The organism is Nakamurella deserti (assembly GCF_003260015.1).
Lineage (GTDB): Bacteria > Actinomycetota > Actinomycetes > Mycobacteriales > Nakamurellaceae > Nakamurella > Nakamurella deserti.
Map to the genome: position 1 here is coordinate 1,513,542 of NZ_QCXS01000002.1, position 19,807 is coordinate 1,533,348.

The following is a 19,807-nucleotide window of genomic DNA, read 5'->3' on the forward strand; positions in this document are numbered from 1 at the left end:
CCGTCCGCGTGCGACGCTGACGGGGCCGGTCGGATCCGCCGTCCGGACGTGCTGCTCTTTGTATGCTGTTGCATGGATCCGGGAACGCGCCCGGAGGAACCGAGGGGGAGGTCGTTGGTGGCCGGCAGTGAGCTCCGCGACCCGGACCGCCCGACGTCGATGAACCCGTCCTCCGCGTCGTTCGTCGTCACCGGCGATCGTCCGGGCCTGTCCGCGGCGACCGGACTCGCCCGGCTCCTGGGCTTCGGCGACGGACACGACCCGGTGACGACGACGGCGGCGTGGTCGGCCCATCTGCCGCCGCTGGACCGCGACCTGTGGTCGGCCCGCGCCGAGGAGTGCCGGTCGTCCGGAACGCCCGCCGTGTTGCGGCACCGGTTGCGGACCGCCGACGGCGGCGAACGGGTGGTGTGCTCCACCTTCGTGCCCGCCGCGGGCGTCCCCGGTGGGGTCCACGTGGTCGTCGCCGACCTGACCGACGAGGTCCGGGAGGCGGCCCGGGCCCAGACCCGGGAGGCCGTCAGCCGGGCCACCCAGACCCGCGAGGTCATCGACCAGGCCAAGGGCATCATGATGGTCGTGCTCGACCTGGACGCCGAGCAGGCGTTCGACCTGCTGCGGTGGCACTCCTCCCGGGCCAACGTCAAGCTGCGCGACATCTGCGCGGCCGTCATCGACGCGATGGCGGCCGGCGCGACCGCGACCGCGCCGCGGCAGCGACTGGCGGGGGTGTTCGCCGCGCTCGGCAGTACCTCCACCCCGCGCCCGGGCTGGACCCGTAGCGCCGGTCAGTCGCGCAGCGCCGCCGCGGAGGCCGCCGAGAGCGCCAGCCACATCCCGGCGGCGCTGCTGCCCGGCATCCTGACCCGGGCGGTCGCCGACGCGGCCGTCTCCATCACGGTCGCCGACATGACCGTGCCGCACCGGCCGCTGGTGTACGTCAACCCGGCCTTCGAGCGGCTCACCGGCTATGCGGCGGCCGACGTGCTCGGCCGCAACTGCCGCTTCCTGCAGGGCGACCACACCAACGACGAACAGAACCAGGCCATCCGGGAGGCGATGCGCGACGGGCGGTCCACCGACACGCTGATCCGCAACTTCACCGCCGACGGCACCCCGTTCTGGAACGAGTTCCACCTGTCGCCGGTGCGCAACGTGCACGGGCGGCTCACCCACTACATCGGTTACCAACTCGACGTCACCGAACGGGTGGAACGCGAGGAGCAACTGCGGCGGCTGGCCTTCGAGGACGCGGCGACGGGCCTGCCCAACCGCGCCGCCGCGTTGCGTCACGTCGAGGACCTGCGTTCGGCGGCGACCCCGTTCACCGTCGCGACCGTCTCGTCGGACCGCTTCGGCGACGGCGACGCCCTCGACCACAGCGACGGGCGGGTGGTCACCATGTTGGCGGCCCAGCGACTGCGCGCGGCCGCACCGGACGCCTACCTCGCCCGGACCGGCGCGCACAGCCTCCAGCTCATCGGGAGCCTGCCGGCGCAGGCCGCCCTCGAGCAGGCGCTGCACGCCCCCGCGGGCACCGTCGACGACGACGTCCGACTCGACGCGACGGTCACCATGAGCACCTCGGCTGCGCCGACGGCTCCCCGCTCCTCCTGACCGCCCGCCGAGATCCGCGCCCCAGCAATGGATCTCGAGGACTCCCGCACCTCGGCAGCGTCGTGGTGCGGGCCTGAGGACCGGTAGTCCCGGCCCCCACGTACCGTGGTCGGCATGGCACGAGGCAACGGTGCCGCTCGGCGCTGGGCTCTGGTGCTCGGGCTGGTCGCGGTCCTGGCCGCGCTGCCCGCGGTGATCGGCGCTCTCCCGGCGGCCGACGACGACCGCACCGCGGTCGAACTCCGCACCGCCGCCCTCGGCAGCGTCGGGGTGGGGTTCTCCGGCTACGCCCAGTCCTCCGGCGGGCTCGCGCTTCCCGAGACCGAGCAGCTGGACACCGTGGCCGACCTGTTCAGTGACCGCACGTCGATGCGGGTGTGGTGGCGTGGGCCCACCGACCACCGCGTCGACGTCGTCACCGCGGGCGGCGAGACCGGCCTCCATCGCGACGCCACCGGCAGCTGGCGCTGGGAGTACGAACCCGACCGCGCCACCCGCATCGACGCTGAACCGCTCGCCCTCCCGGTGGCCACGGACCTGTTGCCGCACAGCCTGGCGCGCCGGTTGCTGTCCGAGGCGCGTGCCGACGAGCTGTCGCGGTTGCCGGCGCGCCGTGTCGCCGGCCGCGACGCCCTGGGTCTGCGGCTGACCCCGGCCGACATCGCCGCGGCCGTCACCCGGGTCGACTGCTGGATCGACAGCAGCACCGGACTTCCCCTGGCCGTTCAGGTGTGGGGGCCCGACCCGGCCGTGCCGGCCCTCGACACCCGCTTCCTCGACCTCGATCTCGCCGTTCCCGACCGGTCGCTGACGGCGTTCGCGCCGCCGATCGACGCCTCCCGCGAGCGCAGCGATCCGCTGGGAGCGCTGAACAACGCCGCCGCCGACCGACCGGGATTCGTCCTGCCGGACACCCTGGCGGGGCTGCCCCGTCGTTCCCTCGCGGGTGCACCCGCCGGCATCGCGCTGTACGGCCGGGGCGTCACCCTGCTGGCGGTGGTCCCACTGCCCGGCCGGGTCGCCCGCGACCTGCGCGACGCCGCAGCCGCCGATCCGACCGCCGTCCGGGACGACGACGGCACCCGGCTCGCGGTCGGGCCATTGGGCATCCTGCTGGCGGGGACGTCGGGGCGGACGTCCTACGCCCTCATCGGGACGGTCACCGGTGACGCCCTCGTCGAGGCCGCCCGGGCGTTGCCCGGTCTGCGTGACGCCCCGTGACGGCCGTCATCGCCACCCGCGGCCTGACCAAACGGTTCGGTGCCCTGCGGGCCGTGGACGGCATCGACCTCGACGTCCGGGCCGGTGACGTCTACGGCTTCCTCGGCGCGAACGGATCCGGCAAGACCACGACGGTCCGGATGCTGCTGGGACTGGTGCTGCCGACGAGCGGCGAGGTGGAACTGCTCGGCGAACGGATGCCCCGGGCGGGCCGCCGGGTGCTGCCGCGGATCGGCGCCCTGGTCGAGGGGCCCGCCTTCCACGGCCATCTGTCGGGACGGGAGAACCTCTCCCTGCTGGACGCCTCCGGACCCGGCAGCGCGCGGCGGGGCCGCGCCCGCCGCATCCAGGAGGTACTCGACCAGGTCGGGCTGGCCGCCGTCGGGCGACGACCGGTGCGCGCCTACTCGCTGGGCATGAAGCAACGTCTCGGCCTGGCGGGCGCACTGCTGCGGCGTCCCGAGCTCCTCGTGCTCGACGAGCCGACGAACGGGCTCGACCCGCAGGGCATCGCCGAGATCCGGGCGCTGCTGCAGGAGCTGCACCGCACCGGGACCACCGTCTTCCTGTCCAGCCATCTGCTCGCCGAGGTCGAACAGCTGGCGTCGCGGGTCGGGGTGCTGGCCCGCGGGCGGCTCGTCCTGCAGGAGCAGCTCGCCCTCCTCACCGCACCCACCGGGGCCACGGTCGTCGTCACCCCGGAGCCCGACCGCGCCGTCGCCGTCATGGACGGCAGGGTCACCGCCGTCGACGGCGGGCGGCTCGTGGTCCGCGGGGACGATCCCGCGGAGGTCAACGCCCGGCTGGTGGCGGCGGGCGTCCCGGTGACCGGGTTGGCGCTGGACCGGCCGACCCTCGAGCAGGTCGTGCTCGCCGCCGCCGGGGCGAGCAGCGACCGGGTGGACGCACCGTGATCGTGGTCGAGCTCCGCAAGCTGTTCCGCCGCCGCCGCACCTGGGCGACCATCGCGGTGCTCAACGCCCTGCCGGTCGTCGTGGCCGTGCTGCTGGCCGTCACCGGGCTGGCACCCCGTCCCGGAACCGGGCCGGCGTTCCTGTCGGCGGTGCTGACCAACGGCGCGCTGTTCCCGCTGGCCGCGCTGGGCATCGTGCTGCCACTGTTCCTGCCCATCGCCGTCGCGGTCGTGGCGGCCGACGCGATCGCCGGCGAGGCGCAGGCCGGCACCCTGCGCTACCTGCTGGTCCGGCCGGCCGGCCGGACCCGGCTGCTGGTGGCGAAGCTGCTGTCGGTGCTGGTGTTCGTCCTGGTCACCGTGGTCACCGTGGCCGCGGTGGGCTACTTCCTGGGGACCACCCTGTTCGACACCCGCGCGATCGGTGGCACGTCCCTGTCGGGGACGTCGCTGACCGCCGAACAGCTGACCTGGCGGACGCTGATGGCGATCGGCTACGTGACGGTGTCCATGTGCGGCGTCGCGGCGTTCGCACTGTTCTTCTCGACCTTCACCGACTCCCCGCTCGGTGCGGCACTCGGCGCGCTGGCCGTCCTGGTCGCGTCCTCGCTGCTGCTCACGCTCGACGCCGCCTCCCCCATCGCCCCGTACCTGCCCACCCGCTACTGGTTGTCGTTCGTCGACTTCTTCCGCGAGCCGGTGCTGTGGCGCGACATCGTCCGGGGACTGGGAGTGCAGGGGGTCTACGTCGGGGTCCTGCTGGCCGGGGCCTGGGCGAACTTCACCACCAAGGACATCACGAGCTGACGGGGCGTCAGCCCCGCCGCAGCCGGGCGCAGTCCGTCGCCGTCAGCGCCGGTGGATCGCCGGCCGCGAGTGCGGCGGCCACCATCGCCTGCACGACGGGTGCCCGTGGCAGGTCACCGTGGGCCACCACGGCGTCGGCGCACACCGACTGCACCGTGAGGTTGAGGGCCCCGTCCAGTCGGGCGGACTCCGGCGGGGTGACGGTGGTGTCCTGGGTGGTCCAGATCGACACCCAGGTGGGGCCCGCCGGTGTCTCGTCACCGGCGTTGAGACGGCGGATCAGGTCGCTGCCGGGGGCGAGTTGCCGGCACGCCACCGGGCACGCGGTGCCCGACACCGAGCCGGCGAGCTCGACCAGTGTGGTGCCGTGGTGCGGCGATCCCAGGGTGAGCACCCGCCGGGCCGCCCCGGCGCCGCCGCCGGCGATCCAGGCGCGGGCCACCACGCCGCCGGCCGAGTAACCGACGACGTCGACCGTGGCGGCACCCGTGCGGTCCCGGACCGCCTGCACCGTCGCCCCCAGCACCCCGGCCGCGACCTCGAGATCCCCGGTGCCGTCGCCGGGCAGTTCGACGACGGTGGCGTCCCGCCCGGCCGCCCGGAGGGCGTCGGCCAGCGACTGCAGGGAAGCGGCCGAACCGCCGTACCCGGGCACGAGTACCACGGGCCCGGCGACGGCCTGGTCGGCCGGCGCGGCCCGGTCGTGGCCGACGACGGCGGCCACGGCGAGCGTGATCCCGGCGGCGAGCGACACGGCGAGGAGGGCCACGACGAGACGGCGGCGGGCGGGGGCGAGACCGGCGAACACCCCTCCACTGTCCACGAGCGCCGGGCGACGTCCCTCCCTCGGCCCGGAATACCCCTCTGACCTGCGGCGTTGCACCCAATGACAGCAACAGCGGAGGAGGGACCCGTGAAGGGTGACCGGGTGGAGATCGTCGTCGACGCCGGCGGCGGCACGAAGAACTACGAGGTCGTGGCGACCCGTGCGGGCCGCCGCGTCGAGGTGAGCCACGGCCGTGGCCTGGTCGAGGTGGTCGAACTGACCCGCGGCGGTACGGCGGTGCGCACCGCCCGGTTCCTGGCCAACCGGGTGGTCGCCCTGGTCGAACATCCGGCCGCCGACCCGGCGTGGGCCGACGACGAGGTGACCCCGCTGCGCCGCACCGGCTGACGATCCGGCCGCCCGCGCACCGGACCCGACGTGATGCTCCCTGTCTGGGCGGTGCGGGTCGGCGGCGGTCCTCGCCGACCCGGGCGCGTGGGTGGCGTCGCGGTAGTCTGGGCGCGGTCGCGCTCGGCACGTCGGCCGCACCGACTCGGCGCCGTGTCGACGGCTGGACTGTGGGCTCACCAATGCACGTCACCGCACGCTCGGACTACGCCGTCCACGCGATGTTGCACCTCGCCGCCGCCTGGCCGGCCCAGGTCAGCGCCCAGACCATCGCAGCCGCCCACGGTCTGCCGCACAAGTTCCTCGAGACGGTGATGACCACCCTGCGCCGCCACGACCTGGTGCGCAGCCAGCGCGGCAACTCCGGCGGCTTCGCGCTCGCCCGCGAACCCGCCGAGATCACGCTCGGCGAGATCCTCCGCGCCATCGACGGCCCGCTCGTCGGCGTCCGCGGGCAGCGACCGCACGAACTGGTCTACGACGGGTGTGCCGAGCACCTGACCGAGGTGTGGGTGGCCGCGCGGGCCGCACTGCGAGAGGTTCTCGACGGTGTCACCCTGCGCGACGTGCAGGCCGGCGATCTGCCCGCCCACGTCGCCGCCCTCGCGGCCCAGCCGGGAGCCTGGGACATCCGCTGACGGTGTCCGGCGTCCGGCCGGCGTTCACGGGCCAGGGGGGTCCCCGGCCGGCCACGAGGCGACGTCCCCGGCGTGCCGCCACAGCGGGATCCCCCGTCGGCGCGCCTGGCTCCGCAGCAGGTCGAGGGCGTCCTCCCGGTGGAGGTCGTGCCGGGCCATGAGCACCCACAGGCCAGATCGAGCACCGAGCGGCCGTGGACGGCCTGCCGCAGCCGCACGCCCTGGGTGTCGTCGGGATGCTGTCGGCAGTAGTCCAGCATCCCGCGGCCGAGGTACTCGGTGAGGACGGTGAGCACGTCGGCGTCGGCCTCGATCGGCGCGGCGCGGGCGCCGTACATGTTCAGGGTGGCCGTCGGCACCCCCTGCGCGAGAACCGGCTCGGCGATGAACGTCCGGACGCCGGCGGCTTCGGCCGCGACGGCCAGCCACGGCCACCGGCCGCGGACCTGTTCCAGCGTCATCCGGACCCTGCGGCCGGTGGACATCGACTCCAGGCACGGGCCACCGCGCTGCCGGTACTGCTGCTCGTCGACGACCAGGACCCGGTCCGCGGTGTGGGCGGCCGTGAAGGGGGTGCCGTCGAACTGCGCCGTCACGCCCGCCCAGTCGGTGTCCGGAAGCAACCGCACCGCCTCCGCGGCAGCGCTGTGCATGAGATGCAGCAGGCTCCGCTGATCGGTGACCCGCGGGCTCAGCACCTCGATGAGCCGGGCCATCTGGTCCGGATGCGCGGCCAGCGCGCCCAGGATCTCCGACGACATCCCGGACGCGTGCGCGTCACCGGCGTCGCGGTCCCGCCCCTGGGGGGTGGAAGGTGACCCAGGCATGGCGCCTTTCCCGTCCGGGCGGCACACGATGTGCTCGGGACCGGCGCGGGCGGGATGACGCTCGCCGCGACGACCAGCTCGAATGACCTGCTGCGCTCCGGACGCTACACCGCCGGGAGGCCGGTGCAGGGTCACCGTCCGACGATCGTCGTGCCACCCGAACGGGGCTCACGGCGCCGTCCGGGGCCGGTCGCCCGGGTCGTGGCGGACGCTCCGTCCGCCACGGCGGTCGTTCCGCTGCCGAGGGCATCCGGGGGGTAGACAGTCCTGGGGACCCGGGGACGGAGGCTGATGGACGTCACGTCGCGATTCGCCGTCGCGCTGTCCGGTGCCCGTGACCGCGCGGGGAACTCCGGCGCCGGCGAGCCGGAACGCGCGTCGTCGGCGTGCGCGGAGGTGCTGCGAGCGGCCGGGGCGTCGGTCTGCGTGATCTCACCCGACGGGTTCCACCTGCCGGTGAGCATCAGCGACCGGTTCGCCGGACTGGGCGAGAGCCTGCAGTTCACCACGGGTGACGGCCCCTGCGTCGACGCCCACGCCACCGGCGACGTCGTGTGTGCCACGCGGTCGGTGCTGGCCGCCCGGTGGCCCCTGTTCCACGCCCGGTTGACCGCCTTGACCCCCTACCGTGCGGTGGTGGCCGTGCCGATGCGCGCGGGCGGCACCCGGTTGGGCAGCGTCGATCTCTACTTCCGCACCGACGACGAGCTGGTCGGGCTCGACCTCGACGAGGGACGTGTGGTCGTCGCCCTGGTCGCCGGCCTGCTGACGGCCGCGGACCCCGACACTCCGCCGCGGTGGATGGACACGGCCCACCTGACATCGCGCAACGGGGTGATGGTCGCCGTCGGCATGATGGCGGTCCACCTGGGCGTGGACGCCCACGACGCACTGGCCCTGCTGCGGGCGTACGCGCTCGCCGTGGACGTCACCGTCGACGACGCCGCGCGGCGCGTGATGGACCGGACGGTGGACACCGCCACGTTGATCCGTCCCCGGCACTGATCGCCCGCCGGGACCTCGGCGGTCCCGTCCTCACGGACGCCCGGAGCTCGCCGCGCGTCGTCGGGGACCGCGGCGACGGCACCCCGTGACCCGCCCGGGGAGACAGGCGGGTCACCGCGCCGGCCGGCCACCTCCGGGCCCGCCGGCGGTCCGCTCGACCAGGCCGGCCGCGATCACGGCGAGCCGGACGTTGCGGGTCTGCGAGATGGTCCGCAGTGTCGCGAACGCCTCCTCGGCACTGCAGTGCCGGGTGGCCATGACGATGCCGATCGCCTGATCGATGACGGCGCGTGAGTTCAGCGCGGTCTGCAGCTGGTCCGACAGCCGCGCGTCACCGTAGTTGCGCAGCGATCCGGTGATGGCCACGGTGGTCAGATCGGCCAGCTGTTGGATCGACGCCCGTTGGTCGTCGTCGTCGAAGGCGTACGGACGCGCGGCGTAGAGGTTGAGCGCCCCGACGGTGTCGTCCCGGACGCGCAGCGGCGAGGCGTAGACCGCCGAGATGCCCTGCGCCATCGCCTGGACCGGATAGCCGTCCCAACGCTGCTCGCGGGACAGGTCGGGTACGTCGACGACCCGTCCGGTCCACAGCGCCTCCAGGCACGGCCCCGCCTCGAGTCGGTACTGCTGCTCGTCCAGCTGGGCCGCCAGCGCGTCGGCCGCGCCGACCGTGACCACCCGCCCGTCGGTCGCCACGGTGATGCCACAGGTCAACGCGGTGGGGACGGTCCGGGCCGCGAGCTCAGCGATGCGCTGGATGAGCTCGTGGAACGACTCGGTGGACGTCAGGACCGCGGAGAGCTCCCGGAGGGCCGCCGGCAGCGATATCCCGGGCGCGCGGATCTCGTCGGAGACGGGCATGGAGCTCCTTCTCCCGGCGGCATGCACGGCTCACCGGTGACGGTCGCGGCACCCCCTGTTGGAGCACGGTGCGGCCGGCCGTCCCAGGATCCCACCTCGGTCGGCGGCGGCCAAAAGCGTGAGCGGGTGTCACCCGCATCGTCCGGTACGGACGAGCGCCGACGATGCCGCGGCGCCCGCACACCGGTAGGGGCGTGCGGGACCGCGACGGCCGTCAGCGCCGGGACGTGGTGAACAGCCCCTTGATCGCGCCGTAGGCGACGGTGGCCAGCAGCAGCACGATGCCGATGACGGCGAGCCAGACCAGCCCCTTGATGACGAAGCCCAGCACGGTGAAGAGCAGCCAGAGCACGATCAATCCGATGATGATTCCCATGGCGGGGACCGTACTCCCCGTTCGTGTACGGCCCGGCACGACGGGCCGCAGGAACGCGCGATGTGACGCATCCCCCGGCTTCGGCTCGAGCCGCCGACCGCATTCGCGGGCGGCGGCCGAAGGCCCCGTGGGCGGCACCCGGTGTTGCACCGGGCGGCCGGGGCGGCAGCGGTGCGACGCCGCCGGGCAGCGACACCCGTTGCTGCTCGTCGGATCTCGGTCGGGAACGAACGGCTGCAGCACCCCGTCGACCGCGTCGGCGCCGGTTCACCCCACGCTGTGCGGGCCGCCGCCGGGCTCCACGTGAGCCGACGCGGGAACGGCCTCGAGGAACCGCGGCCCGTGGTGTCGATCGGCGGGATGGGGTCGGCGGTCCCGTGCGCGGTCGGCGCCGGGACGTCGATCCGGTCGACGGCGGCACGGAGGTCGCTCAACCGGCGGGGCGGCGCCCGCACGTGCGGGAAGCCGGGGCCGCTCGGAACGTCGCCGCCCCGCTCGTCGACGCCGCCGCCTCGAACCGTCGTGGTCCCCGCCGCGCGTCCGTCGGGATGCGCGATCCGATGCCCTGCGCGCATCCTGGACGGACGTCGACGTCGCTCCCGTGCGGCCCGGCACCCGACGCGGAAGGAACCACGTGGCCACGCCTGCGCTGTCCGTCCAGCTCTACACCGTCCGGGAGGCGCTCGCCGCCGACCTCGACGGGACCCTCGCCCGGCTCGCCGGGATGGGGCTGGCCGACGTCGAGATCTTCGACTTCGTCGACCGGGCACCGCTGCTCGCGGAGGAACTGGTCGCGAGTGGTCTCCGGGCCCGTACCGGTCACGCCTCCCTGCTGTCGGCGGGCCTCGGTCTGGACGACCCGGCGCTGGCCGGCGGCCGGGCCGCCCCGCCCGACCAGGACACGGTGTTCCGCGCGGCGACGGCGGTTGGGCTCCAGATCGTCATCGATCCGTTCGTCGCCCCCGACCGCTGGATGACCGAGCATGCCGTCGCCGACACCGCTCGGCGCCTCAACGACGCCGCCCGGCGCGCCGCCGACCACGGACTGCGGGTCGGCTACCACAACCACGCCCAGGAGTTCCTGTCCGACATCCGGGGGGTGTCGGCCTACGAGTTCTTCGCCGGGGAGCTCGGCGACGACGTCGTCCTGGAGGTCGACCTGTACTGGGCGGCGACCGGCGGCCAGGACGTGCCGGCGCTGCTGCAGCGGCTCGGGGACCGGGTCGCCGCGCTGCACCTCAAGGACGGCGTCACCGGGCCGAACCCGTTCCGACCCGGGGCATCCCGGCTCGACCCCACCACCCTGGACCAGCGGCCCGCAGGCCGGGGCGAGATACCGCTGCTGGCGGCGCTCGCCGCAGCGCCGTCGACCGCCTTCGGGGTGATCGAGTTCGACCACTACCCCGGCGACATCTTCGACGGGGTGCAGGCCAGCGTCGATTTCCTGCGCGCGAACGGACTCCGATGACCGCGCCACGGCGGGGCACCGGCTCCGGGCCCGTCGGAGTCGGATTCATCGGCACCGGGATGATCAGCGACACCTACCTGGAGAACCTCACCTCGTTCCCCGACACCCGGGTGGTGATCCTGGGTGATCTGGACGAACGTCGGGCGCGGGCCCAGGCGGCGAAACACGGCGTGGCGCAGTCGGGTTCACCCCGCGACGTGCTGGCCCACCCGGAGGTCGAGCTGGTCGTGAACCTGACCGTCCCGGCGGTGCACGCCGAGGTGGCGTCCCGGGCGCTGGCGGCGGGGAAGCACGTGTGGACCGAGAAGCCGATCAGCGTGGACCGCGCGAGCGGGCAGGCGCTGCTCGCCCAGGCCGAGGCCGCCGGCCTGCTCAACGGCGTCGCCCCCGACACCGTGCTCGGGCCGGGCGTGCAGACCGCCCGCCGCGCCATCGCCCGGGGTGACATCGGGACCCCGCTGACGGCGCAGACCGTCATGCAGTACATCGGCCCGGACACCTTCCATCCGGACCCCGAGTTCCTCTTCCGCCGGGGCGCCGGCCCGCTGTTCGACATGGGGCCGTACTACGTCACCACGCTGATCCACGTGTTCGGCCCGGTCGACACCGTCGCCGCCTTCGGATCACGGAGCCGCACCACCCGCACCGTCCAGGTCGGCGACCGGGCGGGCACGGAGTTCCCGGTCGAGGTGCCGACGCACGTCTCGGCGCTGGCCCGGTTCGAAGGTGGCGGGGTGAGCCAGAGCGTGTTCAGCTTCCAGTCACCGCTGGCCCGCACCGGAGTGGTCGAGATCGCGGGCACCGAGGGCACTCTGGTCATCCCCGACCCCAACGCCTTCACCGGGGACGTGCTGGTCACCCGGATCCCGGAGGCCGCGGCGGCGGGCGAGGACCCGGAGTGGCGGCACGTCCCGGTCACCGGTGTGCTGGCCGGCCGGGGGGTGGGCGTGCTCGATCTGGCCCGCTGCATCCGCTCCGGCCGGCAGCCGCTCGCCTCGGGTGAACTCGGTTACCACGTCCTGGACACCCTGGTCAGCATCGACGAGGCGATGACCGGCGGGGAGACGGTCCGGGTCCGCAGCACCGTGCCACCGGTGCCGCTCGTCGCCGACGATCTCGATCCGTTCGCCGCCACCCTCTGAGCGGCACCCGTCCGGTCCGCCGCGGCCGGAGGGGACACCGACACCGGTCGCGCCGACCGTCGCGGCACGAGCCCGGCGCGGAGTGACCAGGCGCGGTCGACGGGGCCCCTCCGCAGCCGTCGCCACGACCGTCACGGCACGGACCCGGCGCGGAGTGACCAGGCGCGGTCGACGGGGCCCCTCCGCAGCCGTCGCGCCGACCCTCACGGCACGGACCCGGCGCGGAGTGACCAGGCGCGGTCGACGGGGACCCTCCGCAGCGGTCGCGCCGACCGCCGCGGCACGAACCCGGCGCGGAGTGACCAGGCGCGGTCGACGGGGACCCTCCGCAGCGGTCGCGCCGACCGCCGCGGCACCAGCCGGGCGCGGAGTGACGAGGCGCGGTCGACGGGGACCTCCGCAGCGGTCGCCCCGACCGCGCCGACGGCGGATTCGACAGCAGCGCACCGCAACGGCCACCGTGGAGCCGTGCAGCCCGCCACGCGTCCCCGCGTCCCCGTCTCCGCCCCGGCTCCGACTCGTGCCGACCGTGCCGCCCGGACCGCCCGAGCAGCCCGAGCCGCCCGAGCCGCCCGAGCCGACGGTGCCGACGGCGCCGCCCGATGACCGGCGGTCTCACCCTGGACGCCGGGACCGTTGCGCTGCTGCTGCTCGCCGGACTGGCCGCCGGTTGGATCGACGCGGTGGTCGGTGGCGGGGGGCTCATCCAGCTGCCCGCCCTCCTGCTGGTCCCCGGGATGACGCCCGTGCAGGCACTGGCCACCAACAAGCTGGCCGGGATCATGGGGACCTCGGTCAGCGCGGTGACGTTCTACCGCCGGGTCGCGCCCGATCTGCGGACGGCGCTGCCGATGGCGGGCGCGGCGCTGGCCGGTGGCATCGGCGGTGCGGTGCTGGCGTCCCGGATCCCGGCCGGCGCCTTCACCCCGATCATCCTGGTGGTGCTGGTCGGCGTCCTGGTCTTCACCCTCCTGCGCCCGACTCTCGGGACGTCGACGTCGCTGCGCTGGGCCGGCCGCCGCCGGCACCTGGTGGCGGCGGCGGGCATCGGAGCGGCGATCGGCGCCTACGACGGTGTGCTCGGGCCCGGTACCGGCACGTTCCTCGTGATCTGCTGCGTGAGCGTCCTCGGATACGCCTTCCTGCCGGCCTCCGCCATCGCCAAGATCGTCAACGTCGCCACCAACCTGGGCGCGCTGGTGTTCTTCGTGCCGCACGGGGCGGTGCTCTGGGGCATCGGACTCGCCGTCGGTGTGGCCAACCTGCTCGGGGCCTATCTGGGGGCCCGGATGGCGATCGCGCGGGGAAGCGCCTTCGTCCGGATCGTGTTCGTCGTCGTCGTCGGGGTCCTCATCCTGCGACTCGGCTGGAACCTGGTCGACTCCGGGTGAGTGGACCCGCCGGGACGTCGACCGAGCCGGGCGGGTCGCCGGCGGGCCGACCGACGGACCGACCGACGGGTCGACCGGTGCCCCGCCGCCGGCGGGCGCCGGGGCACCGGGCCGTACCTCAGGACAGCGCGGGTCCGGACGCGTCGCTGCCGGAGAGCTCCCGCAGGAACTCGTGGCACCGGGCGGCCCGCTCGGAGTCCTGCTGCATCACGGACTCGAAGAAGGTCGCGATGTCCTCGCGGCCGGCGTTTCGCGCGTCACGGACGTACTGGCCGTAGTCGTGACCCGCCTTGAGCGAGTGGTACTGCAGCGAGATCAGATCGAAGCTGACGTCGTCGAAACCGGTTTCACCTGTTGCCATGATGGGTCCTCCACGGACTCGTCGGGTGACTGGAGGCACCACTGGTCGGATACCGAGGGACATCGTCAGCAGTGCCCGGAACCCCTGCGTCGCAGGCAGACTCGGCGGTCCGAGGTGGCGTGGCGCGGCACTGGATCGATTCGGCACCGGCGTCGCCGGTCGCCTCGACGGGCCCCGTCCGGCGGGATCGGCGCAGCCGGCTCGGCATACTGGCCCGCATGACACCCACCCGTGCCGGCATCCTCGTCTTCGTCACGTCGGCCGTGGTGCTGGTGATGGAGATCCTGGCCGCACGCCTGCTGGCCCCGTACGTGGGCGTCACGCTCGAGACCTACACCGGGATCATCGGCACCATCCTGGCCGCCATCGCCTTCGGCGCCTGGTCCGGGGGCCGGCTGGCCGACCGGCGGGACCCGCAGACGCTCCTCGGCCCGATCCTGCTGCTGGGTGGTGCTCTCTCGCTGCTCATCGTGCCGATCGTGCGGCTGGTCGGGAAGCTCTCGCTGGGTACCGGACCCGAGGCGGTGCTCGTGCTGGCCGGGCTGGCGTTCTTCCTGCCGGCGGCGGTGCTGTCGGCCGTGCCGCCGGTGATCGTGAAGATGCAGCTCGCCGACCTGGCCGAGACGGGCCGCACCGTCGGGCGGCTGTCGGCACTGGGCACCGTCGGAGCCATCCTCGGCACCTTCGGCACGGGCTTCGTGCTGGTGGCGGCATGGCCGACGACGCCCATCCTGATCGGCGTCGCGGTTGTCGCACTCGCGATGGGCGTCGTCGTCGAGGTGTCAGTGCGGCGTCGACGGTCCCGGCCGTTCCCGACGACGCTGGCGGCCTCCGTGGTAGTCCTGACCGCCGGCGCCGGTCTCGGGGTGGATCGGCTCAACGCGGCGATGGACCCCTGCGAGCGGGAATCGGCCTACTTCTGTGCCCGCGTGGTGCCCGACCTGGCCGGGTGCCCGGACGGGTTGACGCTGTACCTGGACACCCTGCGCCACAGCTGCATCCACCCCGACGACCCGGCGCGACTGGACTTCTCCTACGCACAGCTGTTCGCCGACGCACTCGACGCGGCCGGCCCGGACGGTGCCGCCCTGGACACCGTGCACGTGGGCGGCGGCGGCTTCAGCCTCCCCCGCTACCTCGGGGCGACCCACCCGGGATCGACCAGCCTGGTCCTGGAGCTCGACCCGACGCTGGTCGAGATCGCCCAGCGACAACTGGGTCTCGTGCTGTCCGACGACATGCAGGTGCGCACCGGCGATGCCCGCACGGGCCTGCGGGAGCAACCCGCTGACGCGGCCGACGTGGTGCTGGGGGACGCGTTCGGCGGCCTGGCCGTGCCGTGGCACCTGACCACCGTCGAATGGATGGCCGAGGTCGACCGGGTGCTCCGCCCGGACGGGCTTTACCTGGTCAACGTCATCGACGGACCGGCGTTGCGCTTCGCGCGGGCGGAGACGGCCACCCTGCAGGCGGCCTTCGAGCACGTCGCCGTGATGGGCCCGGCGGCGCGGCTGGGCGGTGACGGCGGCGGCAACCTCGTCCTGATCGCCTCCGACGGGCCGCTGGACGGGAACGCGATCCTCGCCGCGAACCGGTCCCGGGGCGACGACGACGTCCTGCTCACCGGCGCGGAGCTGGACACCTGGATCGACGGCGCGGAGCCGCTGACCGACGATTTCGCCCCGGTCGACCAGCTCATCGGGCGGTGATCCCGGGGGCCGGCCGGACCTGGCCCCCGCCCCGGGGCCCGGCAGAGCACCGGACCCCGGGTGTACGGCGGCCGCTCAGGACCTCGGCAGCCGCAGGGCGTACCGGATGGCGTCGTGCACGTCGGTGTTCCGGATGAACCCGGCGAGCCGGTCGGCTCCCGGGCCTTCGGCGGTCACCGGGACCGCCGCGCCGGTGTGGCCCCCGGTGGACCAGTCCACGGTCATCGACAGGTCGGAGTTCGCGATCGGGATGGTGTCCTCGGCCTGATCGCCGGTGCCGTTCTCGTCCTCCTCGTCCACCGACTCGATGGCCAGCCCACCGGCTTCGTGGTCGCCGATGACCAGCACCAGGGTGCCCGGGGTGCGGACCGCGAAGTCGAGTGCCATCGCGACGGTGTCGTCCAGTGCCGCACCGGCCTTGACGGTCAGCGTGGCGTTGCCGTGGTGCTCCATCTCGTCGATGCCCTCCTCCTCGATGAGCAGGAAGAAGCCGTCCTCGTCCTGGGACAGCACATCGAGCGCCTTGGTCGCCATCGTCTTCAGCGGCACCGACGGCTCGTAGAGGTCGCCCTCGCCCTCGTTGCGGTGCTCGAACATCTCCTCGTTGGCGAACAACCCGAGCAGCGGTCCCGCGCCGGCTCCGGCGAGACCGTCGGCGTCGCTGACGTAGGTGTAGCCCAGTTCCTGTGCCCGCTCGACGAGGTTGCCCGCCGTGCCCTTGCTCTGCTCGGTGGGATCGGTCGCCGGGTTGTCGGGCCAGTCACCCGGGGTGCCGGCCGGCAGCCAGAAGTCCTCGCCGCCGCCGAGGATGACGTCGGGTCTGGTGTCCTCGATGTACTGCCGGGCGATCTCGCTCTGGTCGGACCGGTCGAGCACGTGGGAGCCGAACGCGGCCGGTGTGGCGTCGGTGACCTGCGACGTGGTCACCAGGCCCGTGGCCTTGCCGGCGTCGCGGGCCTGCTCGAGCAGCGTCGGGACGCTGTTGCCGTCGACGTCGACCCCGATGGCACCGTTGTAGCTGCGGACGCCGGTGGCGTACGCGGTCGCGGCGGCCGCGGAGTCGGTGACGGCCTCCTCGGGGTCGGCGGAATCGGTGTGCACCAGCCCCGTGACGTCCATCTGGTTCATCGCCAGCTCACCGTCCTGGCCGACGGTGGCGAGCCGGATGAGCTCGCGCGCGGCGATCCCCATCCCGTCGCCCTGGATGAAGATGACGTTGCGGGCCCGGGAGCCGTGGTCGTACGACCCGCCGCCGTGGCCGTGTCCGTGGCCGTGTCCGTTGCCGTGCCCGTCCGCGTCGCTGCCGCCGTCCGGAGCGGCGGGGTCGGTGGCCGGGGCCCCCGCCGGCGTCGCGGCACTGCCCACCGCGGGCGCCGACGACGCCACCATCGCGGTCGAGGTGGCGATGGCCACCACCGCCGCCGCCGTTCCCGTCGCGAACCGGACCGACCATCTCGTGGTGCGCACCATCACGCCTCCTCGTCCCCGGCGCCGGCCCCGTTGCGCGACGCGCTGCGCACAGGCTCACACAGGAGTGGGACCCCGGCAACACTGACGAGCTAATCGCCGGACCTCGCCCCGCACCTGGCGCGCACGCTCGATCGCAGACGGCCCCGCGATACCCACGTCCGTGGCGTGGAGTCGGCGGCGTCGCTACGGGCCGTCGGTACGCGACGTCGGTAAAGGGACGTCGCTACGGCGGCCGCCGAGAGGCAACCGCCGCGGTGGGTGCACCGGCGTCCCGGCGGCGACCGTCACCGCGACCCGCCGCTCCCGGCCGACCGGGAGCACGCCACGGCCGGAGCCGTTCACACCCACCGCCGCGATCGGTCCGGTGCGTTCGGCGGCACCGCCGCACCCCCGCGGGCGCTCGGCCGGCAGACCCACCGTCCCCGTCCTGTCCGGCCGACCCCGGCCGGTGCCCGGCCCCGCCGAGCACGGCTGCGGCGCCCGGCCACCGACGGACCGGACCCACCGACGGGGGCACCGGCGGGGCGGCGGCGTCGCGGGGTCAGCGGGTGGCGGTGACGGGCGCCGTGCCGGCGCGTTGGGCCACGTCCCACCACAGCTGGTGCAGCGCGTGGTAGCGGTCGCCCGGCGCCGGCGTCCGCTGCCACGGCTTGTCGATGATGAAGTGGATGTTCTTCACATCCGGCTCGTTCCACATCGAGGGGTGCTGAAAAGGCAGCGTTTTCAGCGCGTTGTAGATGTAGGGCAGTGGCTCCCAGCGGTTCTCGTAGTACTCGTTGAGGAAGTCCTGCTCCGCGAACGGGTACCGGCTGAGGTCCTCCAGGGCGGCCAGCCTGGACACCATGTCGCCGTGGACGGCGAGATCGGGTGTCAGGACGAGGGTCCCGCCGTTGAGGTAGTCGTCGACGACGCCGGGCTCGCGCGTGTGGTCGAGCCCGCGGCAGTGGGTGTAGAAGCAGTGGGCCGGCGTCCAGTCGGCGGGGTAGCTGGCGATCCGGTCGGGGTTGCAGCGGCACGCGTGGCACGCCGCGATCGCGCCGGGTGCGAGCGGCAGCGTGAACAGCTCGTCCATCGGCCGGACGACGAGCATGTCGGCATCGAGGAAGACCACCCGCTCGAACTCCGTGAACCGCCAGACCTCCAGCTTCGTCCAGACTTCGGCGAAGCGGGCGTTGGCGTAGTTGTCCTGCAGGTCGCTCGCCGGCCGCAGCGGCGCCACGTCGCGCAGCAGGCAGCCGTCGTCGGTCAGCACCCGACGGACGGTCGTGTCGATGGCGTCGGTGACCATCACCACCAGAGGGTGCGGCGTTCGGGTGCGGGCGAGGGAGGCGCGCAGCGTGCGCACGCCGTCCAGGTACTCGGGTTGCGTGAGCAGCGTGACCCAGGCGTTCATCGTCGTCTCCTCCGGTCAGGCGAACAGGGCGCCGGTGAACGCGTTCGCGAACCGGTGGTGTGGGTCGAGCGCGTCCCGCACCCGACGGAACTCCGCCCAGCGCGGATACAGCGCCGGCCAGTCGTAGAGACTCTCGTCGAAGTACTTGCCCCAGTGCGGACGTCCACCTTCGGCCGCCAGCACCTTCTCGACCGCCCGCAGAAAGCTCTCGCCCTCCTCGGACAGCGTGCCGTCCTCGGAGTAGTAGACGACGAAGCCGAAGTAGCAGGTGTCCTGGCCGTGGGACGGGCTGAGCCAGGCCTCGGAGGGCCCAGTGCAGCGCAGGATGACCGGGTAGTGCATCCGCGGTCGGGTGACGTCGTGCCAGTCCTTGATGCGCTTGATGACCCCGGCCGCGAGGTCCAGCGGCACGCCGATCTCGACGTTGATCTGGGGAGTGGCGATGCCGCGGCAGAAGACCTGGTAGATGTCGCCGGTGACGTCGGTGAAGTCGCGGAAGCGGGTGACCGTCCGGGACGGCTTGTCGTCGGCGGCGACGTTGGTGTCGTCCCGCAGCTGTCGCAGCGTCTGGTCGACGGTGGCGTTCATCGCGTCGTTGACGGTCGCGTGCTCGACGAGAGCGCGTCCACCGGCGCGGTACCGCGCGACGTCGGCCTCGGACGCCTCCCGGGCGGTCCAGACCTGGACCTGGTTCTCCTGCGGGAACCACCATGCCTTGACCAGGTCGTTGTCCCGGTTCCAGCGGAGCAGGTCGTCGCCGAGGGTGTCGGCGGCGACGGCGTCCTTGCGGCAGGTGTAGACCGGTGAGTCCGTGGTGCGCAGGGTGACCTCGGTGATGACGCCGAGCGTGCCGAGACCGAGCTGGACGGCGGCGAACCACGGGTGTCCGCGGTCGAACTCGGCCACCGACCCGTCGGCGAGCACCAGCCGGAAGCGCACCGCCGCGTCGGCGATCGAACTCTGCTGCAGTCCCTGGCCGTGGGTGCCGGTGCTGATCGCGCCGGCCAGCGTCTGGGCGGCGATGACGCCCGGCGAGGAGGGCAGCATCCGCCCCTGGGCGGACAGGGTCTCGTAGACCTCGGCCAACGTGGTGGCGCCGGCGAAGGTGGCCGTTTCGTCGCTCATCGAGACCAGCCCGCTGAGTCGGCCGACGTCCAGGAGCACGTGGTCGTCGCCGGCGGTGTCCAGCATCCGACCCGGTGACATCCGGCTGCCGATCATCCGCACCTTGCCGGTGCCGCCGGCGAGCAGGCTCCGCAGCTCCGCTTCGGTGCCCGGCGTCACGATCGACCCCGCCGCGCCCAGGGTCGCGTTGCGCGCCCAGTTCAACGGCCGCGCGTCCGCTCCGGTCCGCTCCGACTCACGGCGGGGATAGGCGAGTTGTTCCCGAACCATCCACACTCCTCACTCAGGTCCGGGGCGTCGCCTTCGGCG

The 19,807-nt window shown here is 73.7% G+C and carries 18 protein-coding genes and 1 pseudogene; 11 read left to right on the forward strand and 8 right to left on the reverse strand.

The features are described from left to right. Positions 1-117: 117 nt before the first annotated feature. The 4 genes from DB033_RS06870 (at position 118) to DB033_RS06885 (ending at position 4,558) form a co-directional block, all read left to right on the forward strand. Positions 118-1,617 carry an ANTAR domain-containing protein gene (locus DB033_RS06870; RefSeq protein ID WP_170315486.1) on the forward strand — a complete coding sequence of 500 codons (1,500 nt, stop codon included), beginning with the start codon at positions 118-120 and terminating at the stop codon, positions 1,615-1,617. A 114-nt stretch (positions 1,618-1,731) separates the two neighbouring features. Further along, positions 1,732-2,838: a LolA-like protein gene (locus DB033_RS06875; protein WP_111767303.1), complete on the forward strand. Its 1,107-nt coding sequence runs from the start codon at positions 1,732-1,734 to the stop codon at positions 2,836-2,838. Then, a complete protein-coding gene (locus tag DB033_RS06880; protein ID WP_111766026.1) occupies positions 2,835-3,752 on the forward strand; it encodes an ABC transporter ATP-binding protein in 918 nt (305 codons plus the stop codon). Before DB033_RS06875 ends, DB033_RS06880 begins: the two co-directional genes overlap by 4 nt. Next, positions 3,749-4,558, forward strand: coding sequence for an ABC transporter permease (locus tag DB033_RS06885; protein ID WP_111766027.1), 810 nt, complete (start codon positions 3,749-3,751; stop codon positions 4,556-4,558). Before DB033_RS06880 ends, DB033_RS06885 begins: the two co-directional genes overlap by 4 nt. A 7-nt stretch (positions 4,559-4,565) precedes the next feature. On the opposite strand, the gene DB033_RS06890 is transcribed toward DB033_RS06885, so the two are convergent. Then, on the reverse strand, positions 4,566-5,366 hold the full coding sequence (locus DB033_RS06890) for an esterase/lipase family protein (RefSeq protein WP_111766028.1): 801 nt from the start codon (positions 5,364-5,366) through the stop codon (positions 4,566-4,568). A gap of 105 nt (positions 5,367-5,471) precedes the next feature. Here DB033_RS06890 and DB033_RS06895 point away from each other — a divergent pair, with 105 nt between their 5' ends. Together DB033_RS06895 and DB033_RS06900 are read left to right on the forward strand one after the other, a co-directional pair. Continuing rightward, a complete protein-coding gene (locus DB033_RS06895) occupies positions 5,472-5,732 on the forward strand; it encodes a hypothetical protein (protein ID WP_111766029.1) in 261 nt (86 codons plus the stop codon). Positions 5,733-5,914: 182 nt separating this feature from the next. Continuing rightward, positions 5,915-6,370: an RrF2 family transcriptional regulator gene (locus tag DB033_RS06900; protein ID WP_111766030.1), complete on the forward strand. Its 456-nt coding sequence runs from the start codon at positions 5,915-5,917 to the stop codon at positions 6,368-6,370. Positions 6,371-6,696: 326 nt separating this feature from the next. On the opposite strand, the pseudogene DB033_RS21790 reads toward DB033_RS06900, so the two are convergent. After that, positions 6,697-7,197, reverse strand: a pseudogene (locus DB033_RS21790) (GAF domain-containing protein); the annotation flags it as partial. 291 nt (positions 7,198-7,488) lie between these two features. On the opposite strand from DB033_RS21790, the gene DB033_RS06910 reads away from it, so the two are divergent. Further along, positions 7,489-8,202 (forward strand): GAF domain-containing protein, encoded by a 714-nt coding sequence (locus DB033_RS06910; RefSeq protein WP_111766032.1) that lies wholly within the window; start codon positions 7,489-7,491, stop codon positions 8,200-8,202. 111 nt (positions 8,203-8,313) lie between these two features. Here the strand turns inward: DB033_RS06910 and DB033_RS06915 are convergent, their stop codons facing one another. Together DB033_RS06915 and DB033_RS20900 are read right to left on the reverse strand one after the other, a co-directional pair. Further along, positions 8,314-9,063 (reverse strand): GAF and ANTAR domain-containing protein, encoded by a 750-nt coding sequence (locus tag DB033_RS06915; protein WP_111766033.1) that lies wholly within the window; start codon positions 9,061-9,063, stop codon positions 8,314-8,316. A gap of 214 nt (positions 9,064-9,277) precedes the next feature. Continuing rightward, positions 9,278-9,439, reverse strand: a complete 162-nt coding sequence (locus DB033_RS20900) for a hypothetical protein (protein WP_170315487.1) — start codon at positions 9,437-9,439, stop codon at positions 9,278-9,280. Between the two features lie 634 nt (positions 9,440-10,073). Between DB033_RS20900 and DB033_RS06920 the strand changes: the two genes are divergently transcribed. From DB033_RS06920 to DB033_RS06935, 3 genes are all read left to right on the forward strand, one after another. Beyond that, a complete protein-coding gene (locus DB033_RS06920) occupies positions 10,074-10,907 on the forward strand; it encodes a sugar phosphate isomerase/epimerase family protein (RefSeq protein ID WP_111766034.1) in 834 nt (277 codons plus the stop codon). Continuing rightward, the gene (locus DB033_RS06925; RefSeq protein ID WP_111766035.1) at positions 10,904-12,049 is read left to right on the forward strand and encodes a Gfo/Idh/MocA family protein; all 1,146 of its coding nucleotides are present in this window, start codon (positions 10,904-10,906) and stop codon (positions 12,047-12,049) included. The genes DB033_RS06920 and DB033_RS06925 overlap by 4 nt, the downstream gene beginning before the upstream one ends. Before the next feature lie 602 nt (positions 12,050-12,651). Next, on the forward strand, positions 12,652-13,440 hold the full coding sequence (locus DB033_RS06935; protein WP_111766037.1) for a TSUP family transporter: 789 nt from the start codon (positions 12,652-12,654) through the stop codon (positions 13,438-13,440). 118 nt (positions 13,441-13,558) lie between these two features. Here the strand turns inward: DB033_RS06935 and DB033_RS06940 are convergent, their stop codons facing one another. Beyond that, the gene (locus DB033_RS06940) at positions 13,559-13,801 is read right to left on the reverse strand and encodes an acyl carrier protein (protein WP_111766038.1); all 243 of its coding nucleotides are present in this window, start codon (positions 13,799-13,801) and stop codon (positions 13,559-13,561) included. 218 nt (positions 13,802-14,019) lie between these two features. Here DB033_RS06940 and DB033_RS06945 point away from each other — a divergent pair, with 218 nt between their 5' ends. Then, complete coding sequence (locus DB033_RS06945) at positions 14,020-15,510, forward strand: fused MFS/spermidine synthase (protein ID WP_111767304.1); 1,491 nt, start codon at positions 14,020-14,022, stop codon at positions 15,508-15,510. Between the two features lie 75 nt (positions 15,511-15,585). Here DB033_RS06945 and DB033_RS06950 read toward each other — a convergent pair whose 3' ends face one another. The 3 genes from DB033_RS06950 to DB033_RS06965 all read right to left on the reverse strand — a co-directional run bounded on the left by DB033_RS06950 (position 15,586) and on the right by DB033_RS06965 (position 19,768). After that, entirely contained in the window at positions 15,586-16,980 is a 1,395-nt protein-coding gene (locus DB033_RS06950; protein WP_205843697.1) for an alkaline phosphatase, read from the reverse strand. A 541-nt stretch (positions 16,981-17,521) separates the two neighbouring features. After that, on the reverse strand, positions 17,522-18,373 hold the full coding sequence (locus DB033_RS06960) for a glycosyltransferase family 8 protein (protein ID WP_111766040.1): 852 nt from the start codon (positions 18,371-18,373) through the stop codon (positions 17,522-17,524). Between the two features lie 15 nt (positions 18,374-18,388). After that, the gene (locus DB033_RS06965) at positions 18,389-19,768 is read right to left on the reverse strand and encodes a D-arabinono-1,4-lactone oxidase (protein WP_111766041.1); all 1,380 of its coding nucleotides are present in this window, start codon (positions 19,766-19,768) and stop codon (positions 18,389-18,391) included. Between the last annotated feature and the right edge of the window lie 39 nt (positions 19,769-19,807).